General features: G+C 67.6%; 19 protein-coding genes. 14 read left to right on the forward strand and 5 right to left on the reverse strand.

Annotated features, from left to right (window positions below; genetic code table 11):
• Positions 1 to 2: 2 nt before the first annotated feature.
• From F8O03_RS04775 to F8O03_RS04785, 3 genes are all read left to right on the forward strand, one after another.
• Positions 3 to 1,871, forward strand: a complete 1,869-nt coding sequence (locus F8O03_RS04775; RefSeq protein WP_151422822.1) for an ABC transporter family substrate-binding protein — start codon at positions 3 to 5, stop codon at positions 1,869 to 1,871.
• Positions 1,872 to 2,025: 154 nt separating this feature from the next.
• Entirely contained in the window at positions 2,026 to 3,600 is a 1,575-nt protein-coding gene (locus F8O03_RS04780) for an ABC transporter permease (protein WP_151422823.1), read from the forward strand.
• 14 nt (positions 3,601 to 3,614) lie between these two features.
• Positions 3,615 to 4,754: an ABC transporter permease gene (locus F8O03_RS04785; protein WP_151422824.1), complete on the forward strand. Its 1,140-nt coding sequence runs from the start codon at positions 3,615 to 3,617 to the stop codon at positions 4,752 to 4,754.
• A gap of 44 nt (positions 4,755 to 4,798) precedes the next feature.
• Here the strand turns inward: F8O03_RS04785 and F8O03_RS04790 are convergent, their stop codons facing one another.
• Complete coding sequence (locus F8O03_RS04790; protein WP_146079170.1) at positions 4,799 to 5,404, reverse strand: hypothetical protein; 606 nt, start codon at positions 5,402 to 5,404, stop codon at positions 4,799 to 4,801.
• A 113-nt stretch (positions 5,405 to 5,517) separates the two neighbouring features.
• Here F8O03_RS04790 and F8O03_RS04795 point away from each other — a divergent pair, with 113 nt between their 5' ends.
• The 6 genes from F8O03_RS04795 to F8O03_RS04820 all read left to right on the forward strand — a co-directional run bounded on the left by F8O03_RS04795 (position 5,518) and on the right by F8O03_RS04820 (position 12,766).
• Positions 5,518 to 7,311: an ABC transporter ATP-binding protein gene (locus F8O03_RS04795; protein WP_151422825.1), complete on the forward strand. Its 1,794-nt coding sequence runs from the start codon at positions 5,518 to 5,520 to the stop codon at positions 7,309 to 7,311.
• A 107-nt stretch (positions 7,312 to 7,418) separates the two neighbouring features.
• Complete coding sequence (gene typA / locus F8O03_RS04800; RefSeq protein ID WP_104253639.1) at positions 7,419 to 9,335, forward strand: translational GTPase TypA; 1,917 nt, start codon at positions 7,419 to 7,421, stop codon at positions 9,333 to 9,335.
• Between the two features lie 45 nt (positions 9,336 to 9,380).
• Positions 9,381 to 9,851: a hypothetical protein gene (locus F8O03_RS04805; RefSeq protein ID WP_151422826.1), complete on the forward strand. Its 471-nt coding sequence runs from the start codon at positions 9,381 to 9,383 to the stop codon at positions 9,849 to 9,851.
• Positions 9,848 to 10,174: a ferredoxin gene (gene fdxA, locus F8O03_RS04810; protein WP_104253637.1), complete on the forward strand. Its 327-nt coding sequence runs from the start codon at positions 9,848 to 9,850 to the stop codon at positions 10,172 to 10,174. Before F8O03_RS04805 ends, fdxA begins: the two co-directional genes overlap by 4 nt.
• Positions 10,171 to 11,301 carry a succinyldiaminopimelate transaminase gene (gene dapC, locus F8O03_RS04815; protein WP_151422827.1) on the forward strand — a complete coding sequence of 377 codons (1,131 nt, stop codon included), beginning with the start codon at positions 10,171 to 10,173 and terminating at the stop codon, positions 11,299 to 11,301. Before fdxA ends, dapC begins: the two co-directional genes overlap by 4 nt.
• A 130-nt stretch (positions 11,302 to 11,431) precedes the next feature.
• A complete protein-coding gene (locus tag F8O03_RS04820; protein WP_104253635.1) occupies positions 11,432 to 12,766 on the forward strand; it encodes a citrate synthase in 1,335 nt (444 codons plus the stop codon).
• Positions 12,767 to 12,939: 173 nt separating this feature from the next.
• Here F8O03_RS04820 and dapD read toward each other — a convergent pair whose 3' ends face one another.
• Positions 12,940 to 13,923: a 2,3,4,5-tetrahydropyridine-2,6-dicarboxylate N-succinyltransferase gene (dapD, locus tag F8O03_RS04825; protein WP_151422828.1), complete on the reverse strand. Its 984-nt coding sequence runs from the start codon at positions 13,921 to 13,923 to the stop codon at positions 12,940 to 12,942.
• Between the two features lie 74 nt (positions 13,924 to 13,997).
• On the opposite strand from dapD, the gene dapE reads away from it, so the two are divergent.
• The 3 genes from dapE (at position 13,998) to F8O03_RS04840 (ending at position 17,192) form a co-directional block, all read left to right on the forward strand.
• Complete coding sequence (gene dapE / locus F8O03_RS04830) at positions 13,998 to 15,128, forward strand: succinyl-diaminopimelate desuccinylase (RefSeq protein WP_151422829.1); 1,131 nt, start codon at positions 13,998 to 14,000, stop codon at positions 15,126 to 15,128.
• Positions 15,110 to 16,369, forward strand: a complete 1,260-nt coding sequence (locus F8O03_RS04835; protein WP_151422830.1) for a hypothetical protein — start codon at positions 15,110 to 15,112, stop codon at positions 16,367 to 16,369. The genes dapE and F8O03_RS04835 overlap by 19 nt, the downstream gene beginning before the upstream one ends.
• A gap of 133 nt (positions 16,370 to 16,502) precedes the next feature.
• On the forward strand, positions 16,503 to 17,192 hold the full coding sequence (locus F8O03_RS04840; protein ID WP_151422831.1) for a hypothetical protein: 690 nt from the start codon (positions 16,503 to 16,505) through the stop codon (positions 17,190 to 17,192).
• A gap of 89 nt (positions 17,193 to 17,281) precedes the next feature.
• Here the strand turns inward: F8O03_RS04840 and F8O03_RS04845 are convergent, their stop codons facing one another.
• Positions 17,282 to 17,878, reverse strand: a complete 597-nt coding sequence (locus tag F8O03_RS04845) for a superoxide dismutase (RefSeq protein WP_104253631.1) — start codon at positions 17,876 to 17,878, stop codon at positions 17,282 to 17,284.
• Positions 17,879 to 18,093: 215 nt separating this feature from the next.
• Between F8O03_RS04845 and F8O03_RS04850 the strand changes: the two genes are divergently transcribed.
• Positions 18,094 to 18,264, forward strand: a complete 171-nt coding sequence (locus F8O03_RS04850) for a DUF3117 domain-containing protein (protein ID WP_104253630.1) — start codon at positions 18,094 to 18,096, stop codon at positions 18,262 to 18,264.
• Between the two features lie 92 nt (positions 18,265 to 18,356).
• Here the strand turns inward: F8O03_RS04850 and F8O03_RS04855 are convergent, their stop codons facing one another.
• Positions 18,357 to 18,986, reverse strand: coding sequence for an O-methyltransferase (locus F8O03_RS04855; protein ID WP_151422832.1), 630 nt, complete (start codon positions 18,984 to 18,986; stop codon positions 18,357 to 18,359).
• A 133-nt stretch (positions 18,987 to 19,119) separates the two neighbouring features.
• On the opposite strand from F8O03_RS04855, the gene F8O03_RS04860 reads away from it, so the two are divergent.
• Positions 19,120 to 19,533 carry a twin-arginine translocase TatA/TatE family subunit gene (locus tag F8O03_RS04860; protein ID WP_151422833.1) on the forward strand — a complete coding sequence of 138 codons (414 nt, stop codon included), beginning with the start codon at positions 19,120 to 19,122 and terminating at the stop codon, positions 19,531 to 19,533.
• Between the two features lie 61 nt (positions 19,534 to 19,594).
• On the opposite strand, the gene F8O03_RS04865 is transcribed toward F8O03_RS04860, so the two are convergent.
• Positions 19,595 to 20,719: an Mrp/NBP35 family ATP-binding protein gene (locus F8O03_RS04865; RefSeq protein ID WP_151422834.1), complete on the reverse strand. Its 1,125-nt coding sequence runs from the start codon at positions 20,717 to 20,719 to the stop codon at positions 19,595 to 19,597.
• Positions 20,720 to 20,721: the final 2 nt, after the last annotated feature.

Below are 20,721 nucleotides of genomic sequence, written 5' to 3' on the forward strand. Positions count from 1 at the left end.
CTATGAGGACATCACGAGTTATCGCCGTGGGAGCCGTCGTCGCCACAAGCGCGTTGGTTCTCGCCGGCTGCTCTGCCCCGAACCGCGATCCAGAGATCGTCGGTGGCTCCGCCATCACGGTTGCCTGGAACGACCCGTTCTTCGCGTTCAACGTCAACACGTCGGCCAACAACGCCACGGCGAACGCGAACATCGTCCACGTCACGTCTGATGGCTTCATCGACTACGACCCGACCCCCGAGCTCGTGGAGAACACCGAGTTCGGCACGGTCGAAGAGGTCTCGACCGACCCGCTGACCATCAAGTACACGGTCAACGACGCGGTCACCTGGAGCGACGGCACGCAGTTCGACGGCGCCGACCTGCTCCTCACCTGGGCCGCCAACACCACGCACCGCGAAGCGGGCGAGGTGCCAGAGGCCGAGTACGACGATGAGGGCAACGTCACGAACCAGGACGCGATCGACGCGGCCGCGGACGCCGGTGTCTACTGGGGAACCGACCCGGCACCCGGTCTGCAGCTCGACCTCGCCTCGCAGACTCCGACGCTGGCCGACGACAACAAGTCGTTCACGGTCGTCTACGACCAGCCGTACGCCGACTGGAAGACCATGTTCGCGCCGGACACGACGGCGATCTCGGCACACGGCACCGTCCAGCTCGCCTACCCGGGTGAGTACGACGACGCGCAGGCCGCGAAGGACGCGTTCATCACCGCGGTCAACGACAACGACAGCGAGTTCCTGAGCAAGGTCGCCTCCGCCTACCGCACCGGCTACGACTACACGTCGATGCCGGAGGAGCCGCAGAAGACCCTCTCCAACGGCCCGTACACGATCACGGATCTCGTCGAGAACCAGTACGTGACGCTCACGGCCCGCGAGGACTACACGTGGGGCCCGCTGCCGCACTACGAGACCATCACGATCCGCTTCATCCCGGACCCGCAGGCACAGGTGCAGGCGCTCCAGAACGGTGAAGTCCAGATCGTCTCCGGACAGCCGACGACCGACCTCCTGCAGCAGCTCGAGGCCACCGAGGGCATCGAGTGGGAGTCCTCGCTCGAGGGCACCTACGAGCACGTCGACCTCCAGGTCGCGAACGGCGGCGTCTTCGACCCAGCCACCTACGGCGGCGACGAGGCCAAGGCCCAGCAGATCCGCGAGGCCTTCCTCCTCACGATCCCGCGTCAGGAGATCGTCGAGAAGCTCATCACCCCGATCGCCCCGGATGCGACCACGCGCGACTCGCTCGTGTTCCTCCCCGGCGCCGAGGGCTACGAGGAGTCGGTCGCCGACAGCGGCGTCTCGCGCTACTCGGGCGACGACGCCGCCATCGAAGAGGCCAAGGGCCTCCTCGCGCAGGCTGGCGTGGCCAACCCCTCCGTCCGCTTCATGACGGCATCCACCAACCCGCGTCGTCAGCAGGAGCTGCAGCTCATCAAGGCCTCGGCTGAGAAGGCCGGCTTCACGATCGTCGACGCGAGCGCCGAGGACTGGTCCACCGTGCTCACGACGCAGACCGACGCCTACGACGCGGCCCTCTTCGGATGGCAGTCCGAGGGTCTCGGTGTCGGCGAGCCGTCCCCGAACTACATCACGGGCGGCATCAACAACTACTACGGCTGGAGCGACCCCGAGCTCGACCAGATCCTCAAGGACGTCGACGTCACGATCGACCCCGCCGAGGCTCAGGGCAAGCTCGTCGAGGCCGAGAAGATCATCATGGAGAACTCGTGGTCCGTGCCGATCTTCCAGTTCCCCGGCGTCGTCGCCTGGAGCGACGAGGTCGCGAACGTGAAGCCCGGATTCCTCTCGCCCCAGTACTTCTGGAACGCCTGGGAGTGGGCGCCCGTGGAAGCCGCTGAGTAGTCACACCAGCGTCGATCTCTCGACGCGCTGACCGCCGCGCGGTCAGACCTTAGCGACGGCGGGAGTACCGTAGTCTTCTCGACTGCGGGACTCCCGCCTCGTCTGTTCGCGGCCACACCCCGGCCGAATGCCCCCTCCAGAACAGGACACCTCTGTGCTGAGATTCACCCTCCGACGCCTCTTCGTGTCGATCTTCATCCTGCTGGGCGCGCTCTTCATCGTGTACAACCTCGTCGCGATCTCGAAGGACCCGCTCGCAGACATCCTGGAGTCCACAGCTCCCAACAAGGAGCAGCTCATCGCCGCGCGCGTGGAGCTCCTGCAACTGGATGTGCCAGCCCCCGCCCGCTTCTTCCTCTGGCTCGGCGGCATCCTCGGGTTCTTCATCCCGACCTTCGACGACCCGAACGGCCTGTTCGGCTTCCTCGGCAACAACTTCTCCATGGGCGTCAACATCGCCAACCAGGACGTCGGCCCGCTCATCGCCTCGGCGGTCGGCCAGACCCTGCAGCTCGTCACCGCCGCGACGCTCATCGCCGTCGTCATCGGCGTCGCAGTCGGTGTCACGACCGCCCTCCGCCAGTACTCGGGCTACGACTACACGGTCACGTTCCTGTCGTTCCTCACTTACTCGCTGCCCATCTTCTTCGTGGCCGTGCTGCTCAAGCAGTACATGGCCATCGGCTTCAACGACTTCCTGCAGGACCCGGAGATACCGATACCGCTGCTCCTGCTCATCGGCGTGATCATGGGCTTCATCTTCATGTCGATCATCGGAGGGCCCGCAAAGACGCGCGCCACCGTGTTCGGTGCGGGCGCCGTCGGCACGATCGCGATCCTGTTCGGGATGGAGCTGCTCGACTGGTTCCGCAACCCAGGGCTCGGCACAGTGCTCATCATCGTGCTCGGCCTCGCCACGGTGCTGCTCACGGCAGCGCTCACGGTGGGCCTCTCGCACCGACGCAACCTCATCGTCACGGGTGCGGTCGCCGTCGTCGGGGGAGCGCTCTGGTACCCGCTGCAGTTCGCGATGACCAACGAGATCGGCGCCTGGTTCCCCATCGCCCTCATCGTTGCCTTCACGGTCATCGCCTGGTTCGTCGGCAAGTACTTCGGCGGCCTCGACAAGCGCAACGTCGCGAGCAACGCCGCCATCGTCGGCTTCGTCGTGTCGCTGCTGCTCGTCATCGACCGCGTCATGCAGACCTGGTCCGGCTACTACGACCAGACCGGCGGCCGCCCCATCGCGACCGTCGGAGCATCCAGCCCGCAACTCGGCTCCGACCCGTCGATCTGGCTGCAGATGCTGGACGGCTTCACGCACCTGCTGCTGCCGACCATCGCCATCATGGTCATCTCCATCGCGAGCTACAGCCGCTACTCGCGCTCCAGCCTGCTCGAGATCATGAACCAGGACTACGTCCGCACGGCACGAGCGAAGGGCCTCCCCGAGCGCACCGTGGTCATGCGTCACGCGCTGCGCAACTCGCTCATCCCGATCACCACGATCGTGGCCGCCGACGTCGGCGCCATCATCTCGGGTGCGATCGTCACCGAGCAGATCTTCGGCTGGCGGGCGATGGGGTCGATCTTCTCCGAGTCGCTGCGCAACGTCGACCTGAACCCGCTCATGGGCTACATCCTCGTGACCGCGGCGCTCACCGTGATCTTCAACCTGATCGCCGACATCCTGTACTCCGTCCTCGACCCGCGAATCCGCCTGAGCTGAGAGAGGGCTGAGCTATGACGACTCCGAACTTCACCGAGATCACCGCCCCGCAGCCTCACGGCCCCGGCGACGAGCTGACCATCGAGCAGCGTGAGACCATCGGCCTCAGCCAGGGCCAGATCGTGTGGCGGCGCTTCGTGCGCCACACGGGCGCCATGGTGTCGACCGCCGTCCTCCTGGTCATCGTGCTGCTCGTCTTCACGTCCGTCGGCATCGTCGTGCCGTGGTGGGACTTCTCCGAGGGCAAGTTCACGCAGATCCAGGTCTCGGGCTGGTGGGCGTACGACTGGAACTCGATCGCGCCGATCGTGAACGGCGGCAATCCGACGTTCGTGAGCCTCTTCGACTGGGGCTCGCACCCGTTCGGCCAGGACGAGATCGGCCGCGACATCTTCGCCCGCGTCATGCGCGGCACGCAGCAGTCGCTGACGGTCATGTTCATCTACGGCATCCTCGCGGCGGTCATCGGCATCATCGTCGGCGGCATCGCGGGCTACTACCGGGGTTGGGTCGACAACGTGCTCATGCGCGTCACCGACCTCTTCCTCGTCATCCCGACGCTCGTCTTCGCGGCCGTCCTCGGACAGCTCGCTGGACAGAACGAGGTGCTCCGGGCCTACGGCGCCGTCTCGCTCGCCGTCGTCCTCGGCCTCGTCGGCTGGATGTCCCTCGCGCGCCTCGTGCGTGGAGAGTTCCTGACGCTGCGCGAGCGCGAGTTCGTGGATGCGGCGCGTGTCGCCGGCGCGTCCGGCCGGCGCATCATCTTCCGCCACATCCTGCCGAACGCGCTGGGCGTCGTGATCGTGTCGACGACCCTGCTGATGAGCGCCGCCATCATCCTCGAGGCGAACCTCTCGTTCCTCGGCTTCGGCATCCAGCCGCCCGACGTGTCGCTCGGCCAGATCGTGCAGGAGTACCAGGGCGCGTTCGCCACCCGCCCGTGGCTGTTCTGGTTCCCCGGCGCCTTCATCGTGGCGATCGCCCTGTGCATCAACTTCATCGGCGACGGGCTGCGTGACGCCTTCGACCCGCGTCAGCGCAAGATCCCGGGCAACGGCACCTGGTCGCGCATGTGGCGCACGCTCACCTCGCGCGACGGCCGTCCCACCAAGGGTGAGGCGGCTGACCGCGACTCGAGCAAGGCGGATGCGTGACGGTCCTCGTCGCAGAGCGCGCCGGCTCGCTGGCCCCGGCGGGGCTAGATCGCGAAGAGCGCGCCGACGACCAGCAGGGTGGCGATCAGCACCACCGTGTTCGCCACGTTCTGGGTGCGCACGACCGGGCCGAGCGGGGCTCCAGCCTCACGCTGCTGCTGGGCCCTGCGGTGCGTGAGGTTCACGGCCGCGTCTCCCGAGTACGTGCCGGGAGCGGCGCTCGTGCGGATGCTCTGCGACTCGTCGGTGAGCCGGCGAGGATCCTTCCACAGGAGCGGGTCGCGCGGGTCCATTCGCTCGGCGCTGAGCCGGTCGGGCGGGGGAGCGGCCCACGCGCTGACCTTGCCCTCCGGCGTCGTGACGGTGAAGCCGCGCGTCGTCTCGACCAGCTCGATGTGCCCGTAGGGCACCACCGTCTTCTTGAGGGGGTTGTTCACCTCGAGCGCATCGTCGGTGAACACGACGCTCGGGCTCACGAGGGTGATCCAGCCGACGCCGAGCGCCAGGATGGGCAGCGGCAGCACCGAGAGCAGGTGGCGGCCGGCACCTGGCGTCACCGCCACGGAGATGACGGCGACCAGCGCCATGGCGGCGATGACGCCGTAGACGACAAGACCCATGCGGGGGCGGAGAACTGTTCGCTCGGACACGAGCCAAGTGTCGCAGACGAATCCCGTCCCACCGCGGTGAGCGGACCGGCAGTCAGCCCGCTCGCACCTCAGACACCACGCACTTCGACCGCAGCCCACCGGGAGGCACGCTCATGAGCACGACTTCACGCAAAGACGACACGACGCCCATCCTCGAGGTGCAGGACCTGAGCGTCGAGTTCTGGGTCGGCGGAGACTGGGTCCCCGCCGCGAAGGACATCAACTACGTGGTCCGGCCGGGCGAGGTGCTCGCCATCGTGGGCGAGTCCGGCTCCGGCAAGTCGGTGTCGTCGATGACGCTGCTTGACCTGCTCCCGAAGAACGGGCGCACGTCCGGGAGCGCGAAGCTCAACGGCACCGAGCTCATCGGCGCTCCGCAGTCGACGCTTCGTCGCGCGCGCGGCAACGACATCGCGGTCATCTTCCAGGAGCCGATGACCGCGCTCAACCCCGTGCTCACCATCGGCTTCCAGATCTCTGAGGCCCTGCGCATCCACAACCCCACGATGACGCCGAACGACGCGCGCGAGCGTGCGCTCGAGCTGCTTCGCCTCGTGGAGATGCCGAACCCGGCCAAGGCGTTCGATTCGTACCCGCACCAGCTCTCGGGCGGTCAGCGGCAGCGTGCCATGATCGCGCAGTCGCTGAGCTGCGACCCCGACCTGCTCATCGCGGACGAGCCGACGACGGCGCTCGACGTGACGATCCAGGCGGAGATCCTGGAGCTCATGCGCTCGCTGCACGAGCGCCTCAACTCGGCCATCGTCATCATCACCCACGACATGGGCGTCGTCGCCGACATCGCGGACAACGTGATCGTCATGAAGGGCGGAGAGATCGTCGAGCGCGGTACGGTGCGCGAGATCTTCAAGAACCCTCAGCACGCCTACACGAAGACCCTGCTCGACGCGGTGCCGCACCTCGGCACGGGGGAGGCGAGCGGGCTGGATGCGCGCGAGTTCACGGGCGAGCCGGCTCTCGTCGTGCAGAACGCCGACATCGAGTACCCGAAGCAGGGGCGCGTCCCGGCGTTCAAGGCGGTCGAGGACGCGACGTTCGAGATCTACCCTGGCGAGATCGTCAGCGTCGTCGGCGAGTCCGGCTCTGGCAAGACCACGGTCGCCCGCGCCGTCGTCGGCCTGCTGCCGGTCGCGGCTGGCTCCATGAAGCTCAACGGCGTCGAGCTGAACGGAGTCTCGCGGCAGGACCTCGCGAAGGTGCGCCGCGACATCGGCATCGTCTTCCAGGACCCGGGCTCGTCGCTGAACCCCCGCTGGCCCGTCGGGCAGTCGATCGCCGAGCCGCTCATCCTCGAGAAGAAGCTCACGAAGGCCGAGATCGAGGCCCGCGTCGGCGAGCTGCTCGACCAGGTGGAGCTGCCCCGTTCCTTCCGCAACCGCTACCCGAACGAGCTCTCCGGCGGCCAGCGTCAGCGCATCGGCATCGCCAGGGCGCTCGCCCTCGAGCCGAAGCTCCTCGTCGCAGACGAGCCGACGTCGGCACTGGACGTCTCGGTGCAGAAGCGCGTGCTCGAGCTGCTCGTCGAGATCCAGCAGCGCCTGCAGTTCGCAGTGCTCTTCGTGACCCACGACCTCGCCGTCGTCGACCAGCTCGCCAACCGCGTGATCGTCATGAACCACGGCAAGATCGTGGAGCAGGGGCCGACGGACCAGATCCTGCGCGCACCTCAGGACCCGTACACCCAGCGCCTCGTCGCCGCCGTGCCGGTTCCCGACCCGGACGAGCAGGCGATCCGTCGCGAGGAGCGCGCCGCGCTCAAGCGGGGGACAGCCGGCGCGGTCACGGATGAGGTGCTCGGCGACGACATCGTGGTCTCCGACGTGCCGACCGAGCAGCAGGAGAACGTGCTGCGGGCTGAGGCCGAGGAGCGCGAATCCGGCCAGTGACCCGGTAGAAACTTCGACCGGCGTGAGCCCCGCCTCACGCTGGTCGGGAGGCGTGCCCTCCGTGACGTAGGATGAACTGCCCTTTTCTCAAATGAAAGCACCCCTGAATGACTGCTGTGCCTGTCGCCCACCGTTCTGAACTCCGTAACGTCGCCATCGTGGCGCACGTCGACCACGGCAAGACGACCCTCGTCGACGCCATGCTGAAGCAGACGGGCTCGTTTGGCGAGCACGACAGCAACTCGACCGAGGCCCGAGTCATGGACTCGAACGACCTCGAACGTGAAAAGGGCATCACCATCCTCGCCAAGAACACGGCGATCTCGTACAAGGGGAAGCACGCCACGGATGGCCCGATCACGATCAACGTGATCGACACCCCCGGCCACGCCGACTTCGGCGGTGAGGTCGAGCGCGGCCTCTCGATGGTCGACGGAGTCGTCCTGCTCGTCGACGCGTCCGAGGGTCCCCTCCCGCAGACCCGCTTCGTGCTCCGCAAGGCGCTCGCCGCGAACCTGCCCGTCATCCTCTGCGTCAACAAGACGGACCGTCCCGACGCTCGCATCGACGAGGTCGTCGCCGAGAGCCAGGACCTGCTCCTCGGCCTCGCCTCCGACATGGCAGACGAAGCACCGGATCTCGACATCGACGCGCTGCTCGACCTGCCCGTCCTCTACGCCTCCGGCCGTGCTGGCGCCGCCTCGCACAACCAGCCCGCCGACGGCGAGCTGCCGGACAACGACGACCTCGAGCCGCTCTTCGAGACGATCCTCAAGCACATCCAGCCGCCCGCGTTCGACCCCGAGGCCCCGCTCCAGGCGCACGTCACGAACCTCGACGCCTCGCCGTTCCTCGGCCGTCTCGCACTGCTCCGCGTGTTCAACGGAACCCTCAAGAAGGGCCAGAACGTGGCCTGGGTCAAGAACGACGGCTCGGTGCACAACGTGCGCATCACGGAGCTGCTCGAGACCAAGGCGCTCGACCGCGTCCCGACCGAGTCGGCTGGCCCCGGCGACATCGTCGCCGTCGCCGGTATCCCTGAGATCATGATCGGCGAGACCATCGCCGACCCTGAAGACGTGCGTCCGCTGCCCGCGATCACCGTCGACGAGCCCGCCATCTCGATGACGATCGGCACGAACACCTCGCCCATCATGGGCAAGGTCAAGGGGCACAAGCTCACGGCCCGCATGGTCAAGGACCGCCTCGACCGCGAGCTCATCGGCAACGTGTCGATCCGCGTGCTCGACATCGGGCGTCCGGACGCCTGGGAAGTCCAGGGCCGTGGGGAGCTCGCGCTCTCCGTCCTCATCGAGAACATGCGTCGCGAGGGCTTCGAGCTGACCGCCGGCAAGCCGCAGGTCGTCACGAGGATCGTCGACGGCAAGACCCACGAGCCGTACGAGCACCTCACGATCGACTCGCCTGAGGAGCACCTCGGCGCCATCACGCAGCTCCTCGCAGCCCGCAAGGGGCGCATGGAGTCCATGTCGAACCACGGCACCGGCTGGGTGCGCATGGAGTTCATCATCCCGTCGCGCGGCCTCATCGGCTTCCGCAGCGAGTTCATGACGAGCACCCGCGGCACGGGCATCGCCAACGCGATCGCGCACGGGTACGAGCCGTGGGCCGGCCCGATCACGACCCGCACGTCGGGTTCGATCGTCGCCGACCGCGCCGGAGTGGCGACGCCGTTCGCGATGATCGCCCTCCAGGAGCGCATGTCGTTCTTCGTGCAGCCGACCGAAGAGGTCTACGAGGGCATGGTCATCGGCGAGAACTCGCGCGCCGACGACATGGACGTCAACGTGACCAAGGAGAAGAAGCTCACGAACATGCGCTCCGCCAACGCGGACACGTTCGAGTCGATGACGCCGTCGCGTCAGCTCACGCTCGAGGAGTGCCTCGAGTTCGCTCGTGAGGACGAGTGCGTCGAGGTCACGCCCGAGAAGATCCGCATCCGCAAGCTGCTCCTCGACGGCAACGCACGTGCACGTGCCACGTCGCGCGCCAAGAAGCAGTAGTCGAACGTGCGAACTCGCATGGTTCGCAGTGAAGATGAAGGTCGTATGACGGAAGTCATCGAACAGCCTGCCGTAGAGCAGCGAACCGGGGAGCGAATCCTCGGTGCGCTGCTCTACGCGCTTTTCGGCCTGATCGTGGGCACGGTCACGACGTTCCTGCACCGCGGCCGCGTCGAGCTCTTCGACACCACGCTGTGGGTGGGCATCGTGCTCGGACTCGCGTGCATCCTGTGCCTCGGCATCGGCCTCCGCCTGTATCTCGTCGACCGGTGGATGACGACGGGCTTCGCGACCGGCGTCGTCGCGGCTGTCGGTGTCCTCGGACTCTGGAACCCCGGGTCCAGCGTCGTCGTCGTCGGAGACGCGTTCGGCCTCGCCTGGCTGGCGCTCGCATCCCTCATCGCGGCGGCCTGCGCATTCTGGCCGCAGCTCCCGAGCCGTCGGGCGCGAACGACGCCCGTCCGCGACGAGTACGATGGGAGATCGCCCACGAACTTGGAGGAGTCACCCAAGTGACCTACGTCATCGCCCTTCCCTGTGTCGACGTGAAAGACCGGGCCTGCATCGACGAGTGCCCCGTCGACTGCATCTACGAGGGCGACCGGATGCTCTACATCCATCCGGACGAATGCGTCGACTGCGGGGCCTGCGAGCCCGTGTGCCCCGTCGAGGCCATCTACTACGAGGACGACCTGCCCGACGAGTGGAGCGAGTACTACACCGCGAACGTCGACTTCTTCAGCGAGATCGGCTCCCCGGGAGGCGCGGCCAAGGTGGGCGTCATCCATCACGACCACCCCCTCATCGCGGCGCTCGACCCCCAGGGGGACGGCGCGTGACGCTGGGCGAGCTCCCCGACTACCCGTGGGACAACCTCGCGCCGTACGTCGAGCGCGCGAAGTCGCACCCCGACGGCGCCGTGGACCTGTCGATCGGCTCGCCGGTCGACCCGACTCCCGAGATTGTCCGGACCGCGCTGCGCGAGCACGCCGACGCCCACTCCTACCCGACGACCATCGGCACCCCTGAGGCTCGGGACGCCGTGGTCGAGTGGTTCGCCAGGAGCCGGGGGGTCACGGGCCTCGGGCGAGAGAACACGATGCTCACGGTGGGCTCGAAGGAGTTCGTCGCCACTGCGGCGTTCTTCCTGCGCCTCGGCGCGGGCGACACCGTCGTCTACCCGGCACGGGCCTACCCGACGTACGAGATCGGCGCCGTCTTCGCGGGCGCGGCGGGCTTCGCAGGCGACGACCCGGCCGGCTGGCCTGCATCGACGAAGCTCATCTGGCTGAACAGCCCTGGGAATCCGGACGGGCGCGTCCTCGGCGTCGACGAGCTCAGGGCCGCGGTCGCTCGTGCGCGGGACCTTGGCGCCATCATCGTCAACGACGAGTGCTACGCCGAACTCGGCTGGGGTGAATGGGCGGGGGAGTGCATCCCGAGCATCCTCGACGAGCGGGTCACGGGTGGCGACCTGACGAACATCCTCGCCTGCTCGTCGCTGTCGAAGCGCTCGAACCTCGCCGGCTACCGTGCGGCGTACCTCGCAGGTGACTCCTCGCTCATCGAGAGACTCCTCGTCGCGCGCAAGCACGCCGGCCTCATCGTGCCAGCCCCGGTCCAGGCGGCAGTCGCGACGGCGCTCGGCGACGACGAGCACGCCAGGGAGCAGTACCACCGCTACCGCCGTCGCCGCGAGGTGCTGCTGCCCGCCCTCCAGGCCTGGGGGATGCGCATCGAGCACAGCGAGGCCGGACTCTACCTCTGGGGCACGACTGGCCACGACTCGTGGACCACGATCGGCGCACTCGCCGATCTGGGGATCATCGGTGGGCCCGGCGTCTTCTACGGCGAGGCCGGAGACCAGTATGTCCGCATCTCCCTGACGGCCACCGATGAGCAGATCGACGAGGGCGCCCGGCGTCTGTCCGCGGCCAGCGCTGACCCTTCCGCGAAAGCGCAGTAGACAACAGACAGCACATCGCGGGTTTCATTGTGGATTCGCATAGTCACCTTGTCGACCGATTAGGCTATGAGAACACTGCGCGTTCTGCGTGCTCGCCGGGGAGCATCCCCCACTCGCTCGAGGAGGATCTGTGACTGAACAGCACAAGCAGGCTGAGGCCCACCAGCACGAGGCGGACTCGGCCACCTTCAGGATCGGCGACAGGACCGCGGAGTTCCCAGTCCTGCGCGCCACCGAGGGCGCTGACGCGGTCGACATCTCGACGTTCATGAAGCAGACGGGGTACACCACGCTCGACCAGGGCTTCGTCAACACGTCGTCGACCAAGTCCGCCATCACGTACATCGATGGGGCGAACGGCATCCTGCGCTATCGCGGCTATCCGATCGAGGAGCTCGCCTCCAAGTCGAGCTTCCTCGAGGTCGCCTACCTCCTCATCTACGGCCAGCTGCCGACCGAGTCCGAGTACCAGGACTTCACCGACCGCATCCGCCACCACACGCTGCTCCACGAGGACCTCAAGCGCTTCTTCACGGCACTGCCGCCGCACGCGCACCCCATGTCGGTCCTCTCGAGTGCCGTCAACGCGCTGTCCACGTACTACGAGGACTCGCTCGACGTGCACAACCCGGAGATGGTCGAGCAGTCGACCATCCGCCTCCTGGCCAAGATCCCGGTCATCGCCGCTTACGCGCACAAGAAGAGCATCGGACAGGCGTTCCTGTACCCGGACAACTCGCTCGACTTCGTCGACAACTTCCTCAAGCTCAACTTCGGCAACCTCGCCGAGCCGTACGAGGCGAACCCGGTTCTCTCGAAGGCACTCGAGCGACTCCTGATCCTGCACGCCGACCACGAGCAGAACGCGTCGACGTCGACGGTCCGCCTCGTCGGCTCGACCGAGGCGAACATGTACTCGTCGATCTCAGCCGGCATCAGCGCGCTCAACGGCCCGCTGCACGGTGGCGCCAACGAGGCTGTCCTGAAGATGCTCGCGCAGATCCAGGAATCGGGCGAGGGCGTCGACCGCTTCGTCGAGCGCGTGAAGAACAAGGAAGACGGCGTCCGCCTCATGGGCTTCGGGCACCGCGTCTACAAGAGCTACGACCCGCGCGCGAAGCTCGTCAAGGAGTCCGCCGACGAGGTGCTCGCAGCCCTCGGGGTCAACGACCCGCTCCTCGAGCTCGCGACGCAGCTCGAGCAGGTCGCGCTCAACGACGACTACTTCAAAGAGCGCAGCTTGTACCCGAACGTCGACTTCTACACCGGCATCATCTACAAGGCGATGGGATTCCCTACCCGCATGTTCACGGTGCTCTTCGCCATCGGCCGCCTCCCCGGCTGGCTCGCGCACTGGCGCGAGGCGAACGGCGACGCCAAGACGAAGATCGGTCGCCCGCAGCAGCTGTACACGGGAGAGGCCGAGCGCCACTACCCCGAAGACCGCGGATTCCAGCTGCTCTGACGCTGGCCCGCGCAAAGACAAGAGAGAGCCGCCGGAACCTGGAAACCCCTGAGAGGGCTTCCGCTCCGGCGGCTCTCGCTCTACGCTGAACGAACAAGACACTCCCCGCTCGAGCCGCACGACAGGTGGCCAGCGGGGAGTGTTGTTCGGTCTCCAGGTTGCGGAGGCTGCTGCTAGGCGTGCAGCGCGTCGTTGAGCTGGATGCCGGCCCCCGTCCGAGCTAGGGCCTCGACGGCGCCGTTGAGCGAATTGCGACGGAACAGCAGGTTCGGCACGCCGGAGAGCTCGGCGGCCTTCACCGAGCGGGGCTCGCCGATCTGACCGTCGGGGTCGCTCACGCCGATGAGGGAGACCTTGGTGCCGGCCGTGACGTACAGGCCCGCCTCGACGATCGAGTCGTCGCCAAGGGAGATGCCGATGCCGGAGTTCGCGCCAAGCAGTGCGCGCTCGCCGATGCGGATGCGCTCCTTGCCCCCGCCCGAGAGCGTGCCCATGATGGATGCGCCCCCGCCGATGTCGCTGCCGGCGCCGAGGACGACGCCCTGGGAGACGCGGCCCTCGACCATGGAACGGCCGAGCGTGCCCGCGTTGAAGTTGACGAAGCCCTCGTGCATGACGACCGTCCCCGGCGCGAGGTGCGCACCGAGCCGGACGCGTCCGCCGTCCGCGATGCGCACATCCTCCGGCATCACGTAGTCGAGGAGGCGCGGGAACTTGTCGACGGCGTAGACCTGGATGCCCTCGCGCTGGAGGCCCGCGCGCGAGCTCGCCGCGAGCTCCGGTCGCATGGGCCCGACGTTGGTCCACGCGTTGGTCGGCAGGTGGCCGAAGATGCCGTCGAGGTTGATGCTGTTGGGCTCGACGATGAGGTGGCTCAGGAGGTGCAGGCGCAGGTAGGCGTCGACGACGCTCTCAACGGGACCGTCAAGCTCCACGGTCACGGTGACGGGGCTGACCTGGACCTGGCGACGCTCGTCATCGTAGGCGAGAGCGGCGAAGCTCGCAGGCGAGATGTGCGGGTCCCGGCCCTCTGGCAGGGCGCCGAGCGAGGGCGTCGGGAACCAGGCGTCGAGCACCTGTCCGTCGTTCGTGATCGTGGCGAGGCCGTCGCCCCACGCGGTCCGCGGGTCGTTGGAGGTTGGTGCATCGTTGGTCATGGCTCCAGGCTACCCAGCGATGAGGTCGCGCGGGACGAGCGAGCCGGTTCCGGTGAGGACTTAGGCTTGAGCGCATGTCTTCTCTCGCGAGCGCCGACGCCCTCGATCTCACGCGACCTTCGACCGAGCTCACGAGGCTGCTGTGCGACATCCCGTCGGTCTCCGGTGACGAGGCGCTGATCGCCGACACGATCGAGGCCGCGCTCGCTCCGTACCCGCATCTCGAGGTGCTCCGGCTCGGCAACACGATCGTCGCCCGCACATCGCTCGGTCGCGCCCAACGGGTCGCGATCGCGGGGCACATCGACACGGTTCCGATCAACGAGAACCTCCCGACCCGCCCTGAGGTGCTGACGCTCGAGCAGGCGGCCGCGGACGTGCCGGACACGCAGGCCGGCGAGTACCTGTGGGGGCGCGGCACCGTGGACATGAAGGCCGGCGTCGCCGTGCAGCTGCGGCTCGCGGCGGAGCTCACAGAACCCGCCGTCGACGTCACCTGGATCTGGTACGACAACGAAGAGGTTGCCTCGGACCTCAACGGCCTCGGGCGGCTGTCCGATGCGCGACCCGATCTGCTCGCCGCGGACTTCGCGATCCTCGGTGAACCCACGAAGGGAGAGGTCGAGGGCGGCTGCAACGGCACGATCCGCGTCGACATCCGCACGCGCGGCAAGCGTGCACACTCCGCGCGCGCCTGGGTGGGCGAGAACGCCATCCACCGGGCGGCGCCGATCCTCGCGAGGCTCGCAGCCTTCGACCCGGCCACCGTTCCCGTCGAGGGGCTCGACTACCGGGAGGGGCTCAACGCCGTCCGCATCTCGGGGGGAGTCGCCGGCAATGTCATCCCAGACGAGTGCGTCGTGCACGTCAACTACCGCTTCGCTCCGGACAAGTCGCTCGATGAGGCCGAGGCGAAGCTCCGAGAGTGGTTCGGCGACTTCGAGCTCGACTTCGTGGATCGCTCTCCCGCCGCGCGTCCCGGGTTGGACGCGCCGCTCGCCCGCGGCTTCCTTGAGGCCGTCGGGGCCCAAGCCAAGCCGAAGTACGGGTGGACGGACGTGGCGCGCTTCTCGGCCCTTGGCGTCCCGGCCGTCAACTACGGCCCAGGCGACCCGCTGAAGGCGCACGCGGACGACGAGCGGGTGCTGCTGACCGAGATCACGCGCGTCGAGGAGGGGCTCCGCACGTGGCTGACCTCACGCTAGCCAGGACGGGGCGCGACGATTTCACCGTCGCCGCTGACACGCGGCCCACCTACTTCTCCTACTACTGGAATCGTCTGCCGCCGCTGGCGCAGGTCGCCATCATCTTCGCCGTCTCCCGGGTCGTGACGACCACGTTCCTGCTGGCGTTCGCATCGCAGCAGCAGGAGACCTGGCAGTCGCCCGCCAAGCCCGACCTGTGGACCTTCTCGAATCTGTGGGACTCCGCCTGGTACGAGCGCATCGCGACGGGGCCGTACGGCTACTCCAGTGACCTGCCGAGGAACGACGAGGGGCAGGTCACCGAGAACGCGTGGGCGTTCATGCCCGTGTACCCCGTGCTCGTCCGCGCGCTGATGCTCGTGACGATGCTCCCATGGGAGATCGCGTCTGTGCTGGTCGCGACGGCTTTCGGGTTCGCCGCGGCGTGGGTCTTCAACCGGACGCTGGCCCTGGTCGTCGACAGGAGCACGACGTCGTTCGCGACGCTGCTCTTCTGCATCGGGCCGACGAGCCCCCTGCTGCAGCTCGGCTATGCGGAGAGCGCGCAGAACTTCTTCGTCGCGCTGCTGCTCTATCTGCTCATCAAGCGGCAGTGGCTCGTCATGCTCCCGGTCATCGTCATCGCGTCCTTCACTCGCCCGACCGGGCTCGCGTGGGCCATGACGCTCGGCCTGTACTTCCTCGCTCGCTGGTGGATGCACGCCAAGGGCCGGGAGGACTTCCCGAAGCCGGAGGTCATCAAGGTCATGGCGGCCGGTCTGCTCTCGGCGCTCGCCGGCTTCGGCTGGCTCCTCATCGCCTGGGCTGTCACCGGCGTTCCGTCGGCCTACATCGACACGGAGCTGGCCTGGCGCATCCACTACACCGGCCCCATCGAGCTCGTGCCGTTCACCGGCTGGTTCCACGGTGCGACATTCTGGTTCGGTCAGCCGATCGGTGCCATCATCGTCGTCCTGTTCGTCGTCGTCGTGCTCGGCGTCATCACGCTCCCGGTCATGCGAAGGCTCGGCATCGAGATCAGGATCTGGCTGCTCAGCTACTTCACGTACCTGTTCGCCGTGTTCTTCCCGCAGTCGAGCACCTTCCGGCTGCTCATGCCGATGTTCCCCGTCCTCGGCGCGGTGGCCATCCCCAAGTCGCCGCTCTACCGGGTCGGCGTGGTCGTCGTCATGCTCGTCGGCCAGCTGGTCTGGCTGTACCTCTGCTGGTACACCGTGGAGGGTGACTGGACCCCGGCTTAGCCCGGTCCAAACCGTCACCGTTCCGTGGTCGGAGCGTTATCGTTTCCCTCCTTGAAAGCCCTGGTGTACCCCTACATTGAGTGCAGACAACGGCACCGACGCGGCAGCGTCGACACAACCAGGGGAGCAGGACATGGAACGACTCGGGGCGGGGCGGATCGCAGTGATCGCGGCGGTCGGGATGGTGGCACTCTCGGGGTGCCAGACGACACAGGGGGAGGCGGGACCCACAGCCACGTCGTCACCCGCCGCGACCTCCTCGGCGACGCCCGAGGTCACGGAGACCGCGACAGCAACGCCCGCGGAGACGGAACAGCCCGCTGCGGCTTGGGCTGTCGCTTCGATCGACTCAGCGGGTCAGTGCGACCAGTTCACTGAGGCCATGAAAGGCGAGCTGTCGGCTCCCGAGGTCGTGACGTTCCGGTCCATCTTCTTCGGGCAGCAGGGGGACGAGTTCGTCCAGCTCGGGGACGCAAGTGACAATGTCTGCAGCTGGACGCCGGTGAAGTCTGCCGAGCAGAAGTGGCGTGAGACGTCGCTGCACATCGCGACTATTCCCGCGAGCGAGGATTTCGACGCGGCCTCGACGTTTGACGAGTTCGAGAGCTCGGCCGAGGGGCAGAGTCTCGGGACCTCCACGTACGCGTCAGAGTCGCTTGGGGCTGGCACCGTCTACACGCTCGACGACGTCGTGCACGGAGAGGCGGTCAACGCGGATATCTGCCACTACGTCGAGGACAGAAGCGTCGTGACGATCACGCGCGAGGCCGATGGGCAGTGCGTTGCGGCCCTCGAGCAGGCCGTCGCCGTCGCAAAGGGCTGACCGGCTCGCGTCGACCCCCAGAGACACCGATCGCCGCATCCAGCACGGATGCGGCGATCGTCGTCTGCGGGTCACCCCGCCAGGTTGCGCTAGGAGCGTGCGGCGTCGAGGCGCTCGCCGACGTTCTTCCAGTTCACGATGTTCCAGAACGCCTTGATGTAGTCGGCACGGACATTCTGGTAGTCGAGGTAGTAGGCGTGCTCCCACACGTCGAGCTGGAGGAGCGGCGTGACCCCGAACGGGATGTTGCCCTGCTGGTCGAACAGCTGGAACGTCGTCAGGTTGCCGCCGGTCTGGTCGTAGCCGAGCACCGCCCAGCCGGAGCCCTGGACGCCGAGCGCCACCGCGGTGAACTGCGCCTGGAACTTCTCGAGCCCGCCGAACTGCTCGTCGATGGCGTCCTTGATGCCACCCTCAGGCTCGCCGCCCTCGGGGGAGAGGTTGGTCCAGAACACGCTGTGGTTGACGTGCCCGCCGAGGTTGAAGGCGAGGTCCTTCTCGAGCTTGTTGATGTTCGCGAGGTTGCCGCTGTCTCGCGCCTCCGCGATCTGCTCAAGGGCCGTGTTCGCGCCCTTGACGTACGTCGCGTGGTGCTTGTCGTGGTGCAGCTCCATGATGCGAGCCGAGATGTGCGGCTCGAGTGCCGCGTAGTCGTATGGAAGGTCGGGAAGCGTGTATTCAGCCACGGAAAGTCCTTTCGATCATCTGGCAAGAGCGTGAGGCGTCGTCGACGCCAACGCCTTTCGACGCTACACCTCGCTTCTGGTCGTTCCCCGTCGTTTCGCCGCACGTCTGCGGGCCTCCAGAACACGACTTTTCACATTCCGGAGGGCCGAATGCACACTCCGTCCACGAATTTGGGATACTAGGAAGACACTGCACAAATCTTGGAGGCGCAATTATGGCCGCGATGAAACCGCGTACTGGTGACGGACCTATGGAAGCCATCCGCGAAACACGGCTGATCATCGTCCGTGTACCCCTCGAGGGTGGCGGGCGCCTCGTGGTGTCCGTCAACGACGACGAAGCACGCGAGCTTCGCGATGCGTTGAGCTCGGTCGTCGGCGAATAGCCGTTCCGCACGAAGCAGAGGGCGTCGACCATTCGGTCGGCGCCCTTCTGCTGTGCCGACTCGTCTGCCCTGCCGACTCGGGGCCGTCTTGCTCAGCGCAGCTTCGTGAGCTGCAGGATCCCGCCGTCGAGGGGCAGGAGGGAGAGCCGCAGGTCGTCCTGCAGGTCGAACTCGGCGTAGAGCGCGCGAAGTCCGCTCGTCAGCGCATCCCGACGTGCCGGGGATGCCACCTTGCCGCCGTTGAGCGCGCCGAGGGCCACGATCGTGCCGCCCGGGCGGATGAGCCGGAGTCCGTGCTGCAGGTGCGCGCCGATGTGTGCCACGTCGCCACCGATGACGACGAGGTCATACCCGCCCTCCGTCATGCGGGGGAGCACATCCTGCGGGTGGCCCGTGATGAATCGGAGGCTCGCCCCCCGCGCGCCCGCGGAGATGAGCAGGCGACGAGCGTGGCCGAGGTACTCGGGCTCGGCATCGATGCAGGTGATCGTCGAGCCAGGCGCGCCTCGCCAGACCGCGTGGGTCAGGACCCCCGCACCGGTGCCGATCTCGATGATCGTGGAGGCGCCGGTGGCGGCGGCGAGGAAGGTCAGGTGGGCGGCGGTTGCCGCCGAAGGAAGAGGGAGTCCGAGTTCGAGCGTCAGCTGACGAGCATCGCGGACGAGGGCGTCGTCCACGATCCGCTCGTTGATGTAGCGCGAGCTGAGCTCCAGTTCAGACATTCTCCAAGACTAGCGTCGGCCTGGCCCGCCGGCCCGAATGCGGAGCCCCAGCTGGCGCGCCCCGAGTGCCGTGTTGGCGCAGACCAGAGCCTATGATGGGACGGTGTTTGGGCTGACGTTTGAGAAATTGCTGTTGATCGGCATTATCGCGGCCTTCATCATCGGTCCCGACAAGCTCCCGAAAGCTGCCGAGCGTCTCGCTGATGCGGTCAAGTGGCTTCGTGGCGCGTCCACGAATGCCAAGTCGCGCATGAAAGAGGAGATGGGCGACGACTTCGCGGACGTCGACTGGCGCAAGCTCGACCCCAGACAATACGACCCTCGCCGCATCATCCGCGACGCGCTCCTCGCTGAAGACGAGCCCGTGGCTCCTGAACCAGCTGCCGCGAAGGCGACCTCCACAGGAGCGGCTGCGGGCACCGCGGCCCTGGCCGCCGGCGGAGCGGCCGCCGCTGTCGGCGGTGCGTCGCGGCCGAGCTGGGCAGCGGGTGCCGCTCCTGCTCCCACCGTGGTCGGGCCGGTGCCCTTCGACGTCGAGGCCACCTGATCCTGACGCCCATCGACGCTCCCCGAAGTGGGCGCGCCGAATCCCGGCGGGCTGGGCCGCTCTAGACCAGCGACACGGGCAGCCTGCGGCCGCTGAGCCCCCTCGGCTGCGCGAGCAGCGCATCCGCTGCCCGCTGCAGGGCGATGCCCGCCGCAGTGGTCGGAGCCTGCCGCAGCAGGGGCGTGCCCGCATCGCCGGACTCGCGCAGTGACTGGCTGACGGGGACCTCGGCGAGCAGCTCGACGGGGGAGCCGTCCTCACTCAGACGATCAGCGACGGCTCTTCCACCGCCCTCTCCGAAGAGGGCGACACGCTCACCGCCGGCCGAAGCGAACGGCGACATCGTCTCGATGACGCCGATGACGCGCTGGCCGGTCTTCCTGGCAAGCGCTCCCGAGCGCCAGGCCACTTCGGCCGCCGCGGCCTGGGGCGTCGTGACGACGACGACCTCGGCTCCCGGCAGCAGTTGCCCGAGGGAGATGGCGATGTCACCGGTTCCCGGCGGCAGGTCGAGAAGCAGGACGTCGAGATCGCCGAAGTACACGTCGGTGAGGAACTGCTCGATCGTGCGGTGCAGCATCGGCCCGCGCCAGGCGACCACCTGCGCGCCGTCGCCGAGGAACATGCCGATGGAGATGAGCCTCACCCCGTGCGCCTCAGGCGGCACGATCATGTCGCCGACTCGAGTGGGCGAGACGTCGTCCCCCAACCCGAAGAGGCCCGGAATCGAGTATCCGTGCACGTCCGCGTCGATGAGACCCACGCTGAGCCCGCGTCGGGCGAATGCCGCGGCGAGGTTCGCCGTCACCGTCGACTTCCCGACGCCGCCCTTGCCGCTCGTCACGGCGATGACACGCGTCAGCGAGTCCTTGCCGAACGGATGCACGCGTCCGGCCCGCGAGCCGCGCAGCCGTTCGGTGAGCGCGGTCCGCTGCTCACGCGTCATGACGCCCACCTCGAGCTCGTATGGCGCACCGTCGATCGCCGACTCGATCGCAGTCCTCACGTCCCGTTCGATCTGCCGGGCAGCCGGGCAGCCGACGATCGTGAGGCGGAGCTCGACCTCGAACGACCCGTCCTCGCGCTCGTCGACACGCTCGATCATGCCGAGCTCTGTCAGCGGTCGACGCAGCTCAGGGTCGCTGACCGCGCCGAGCGCGCCCCAGACAGCGTCAGCGACGGTCACGC

Source organism: Pseudoclavibacter terrae, from assembly GCF_008831075.1.
In the GTDB taxonomy this organism is placed as follows: domain Bacteria; phylum Actinomycetota; class Actinomycetes; order Actinomycetales; family Microbacteriaceae; genus Pseudoclavibacter; species Pseudoclavibacter terrae.

Bases quoted from the DNA above. Each gene is read 5' to 3' on its own strand.
- F8O03_RS04775 (WP_151422822.1), top strand. From the start codon at position 3: ATGAGGACATCACGAGTTATCGCCGTGGGAGCCGTCGTCGCCACAAGC.
- F8O03_RS04785 (WP_151422824.1), top strand. From the start codon at position 3,615: ATGACGACTCCGAACTTCACCGAGATCACCGCCCCGCAGCCTCACGGC.
- F8O03_RS04795 (WP_151422825.1), top strand. From the start codon at position 5,518: ATGAGCACGACTTCACGCAAAGACGACACGACGCCCATCCTCGAGGTG.
- typA (WP_104253639.1), top strand. From the start codon at position 7,419: ATGACTGCTGTGCCTGTCGCCCACCGTTCTGAACTCCGTAACGTCGCC.
- F8O03_RS04805 (WP_151422826.1), top strand. From the start codon at position 9,381: ATGACGGAAGTCATCGAACAGCCTGCCGTAGAGCAGCGAACCGGGGAG.
- dapD (WP_151422828.1), bottom strand. From the start codon at position 13,923: ATGACCAACGATGCACCAACCTCCAACGACCCGCGGACCGCGTGGGGC.
- dapE (WP_151422829.1), top strand. From the start codon at position 13,998: ATGTCTTCTCTCGCGAGCGCCGACGCCCTCGATCTCACGCGACCTTCG.
- F8O03_RS04840 (WP_151422831.1), top strand. From the start codon at position 16,503: ATGGAACGACTCGGGGCGGGGCGGATCGCAGTGATCGCGGCGGTCGGG.
- F8O03_RS04850 (WP_104253630.1), top strand. From the start codon at position 18,094: ATGGCCGCGATGAAACCGCGTACTGGTGACGGACCTATGGAAGCCATC.
- F8O03_RS04855 (WP_151422832.1), bottom strand. From the start codon at position 18,986: ATGTCTGAACTGGAGCTCAGCTCGCGCTACATCAACGAGCGGATCGTG.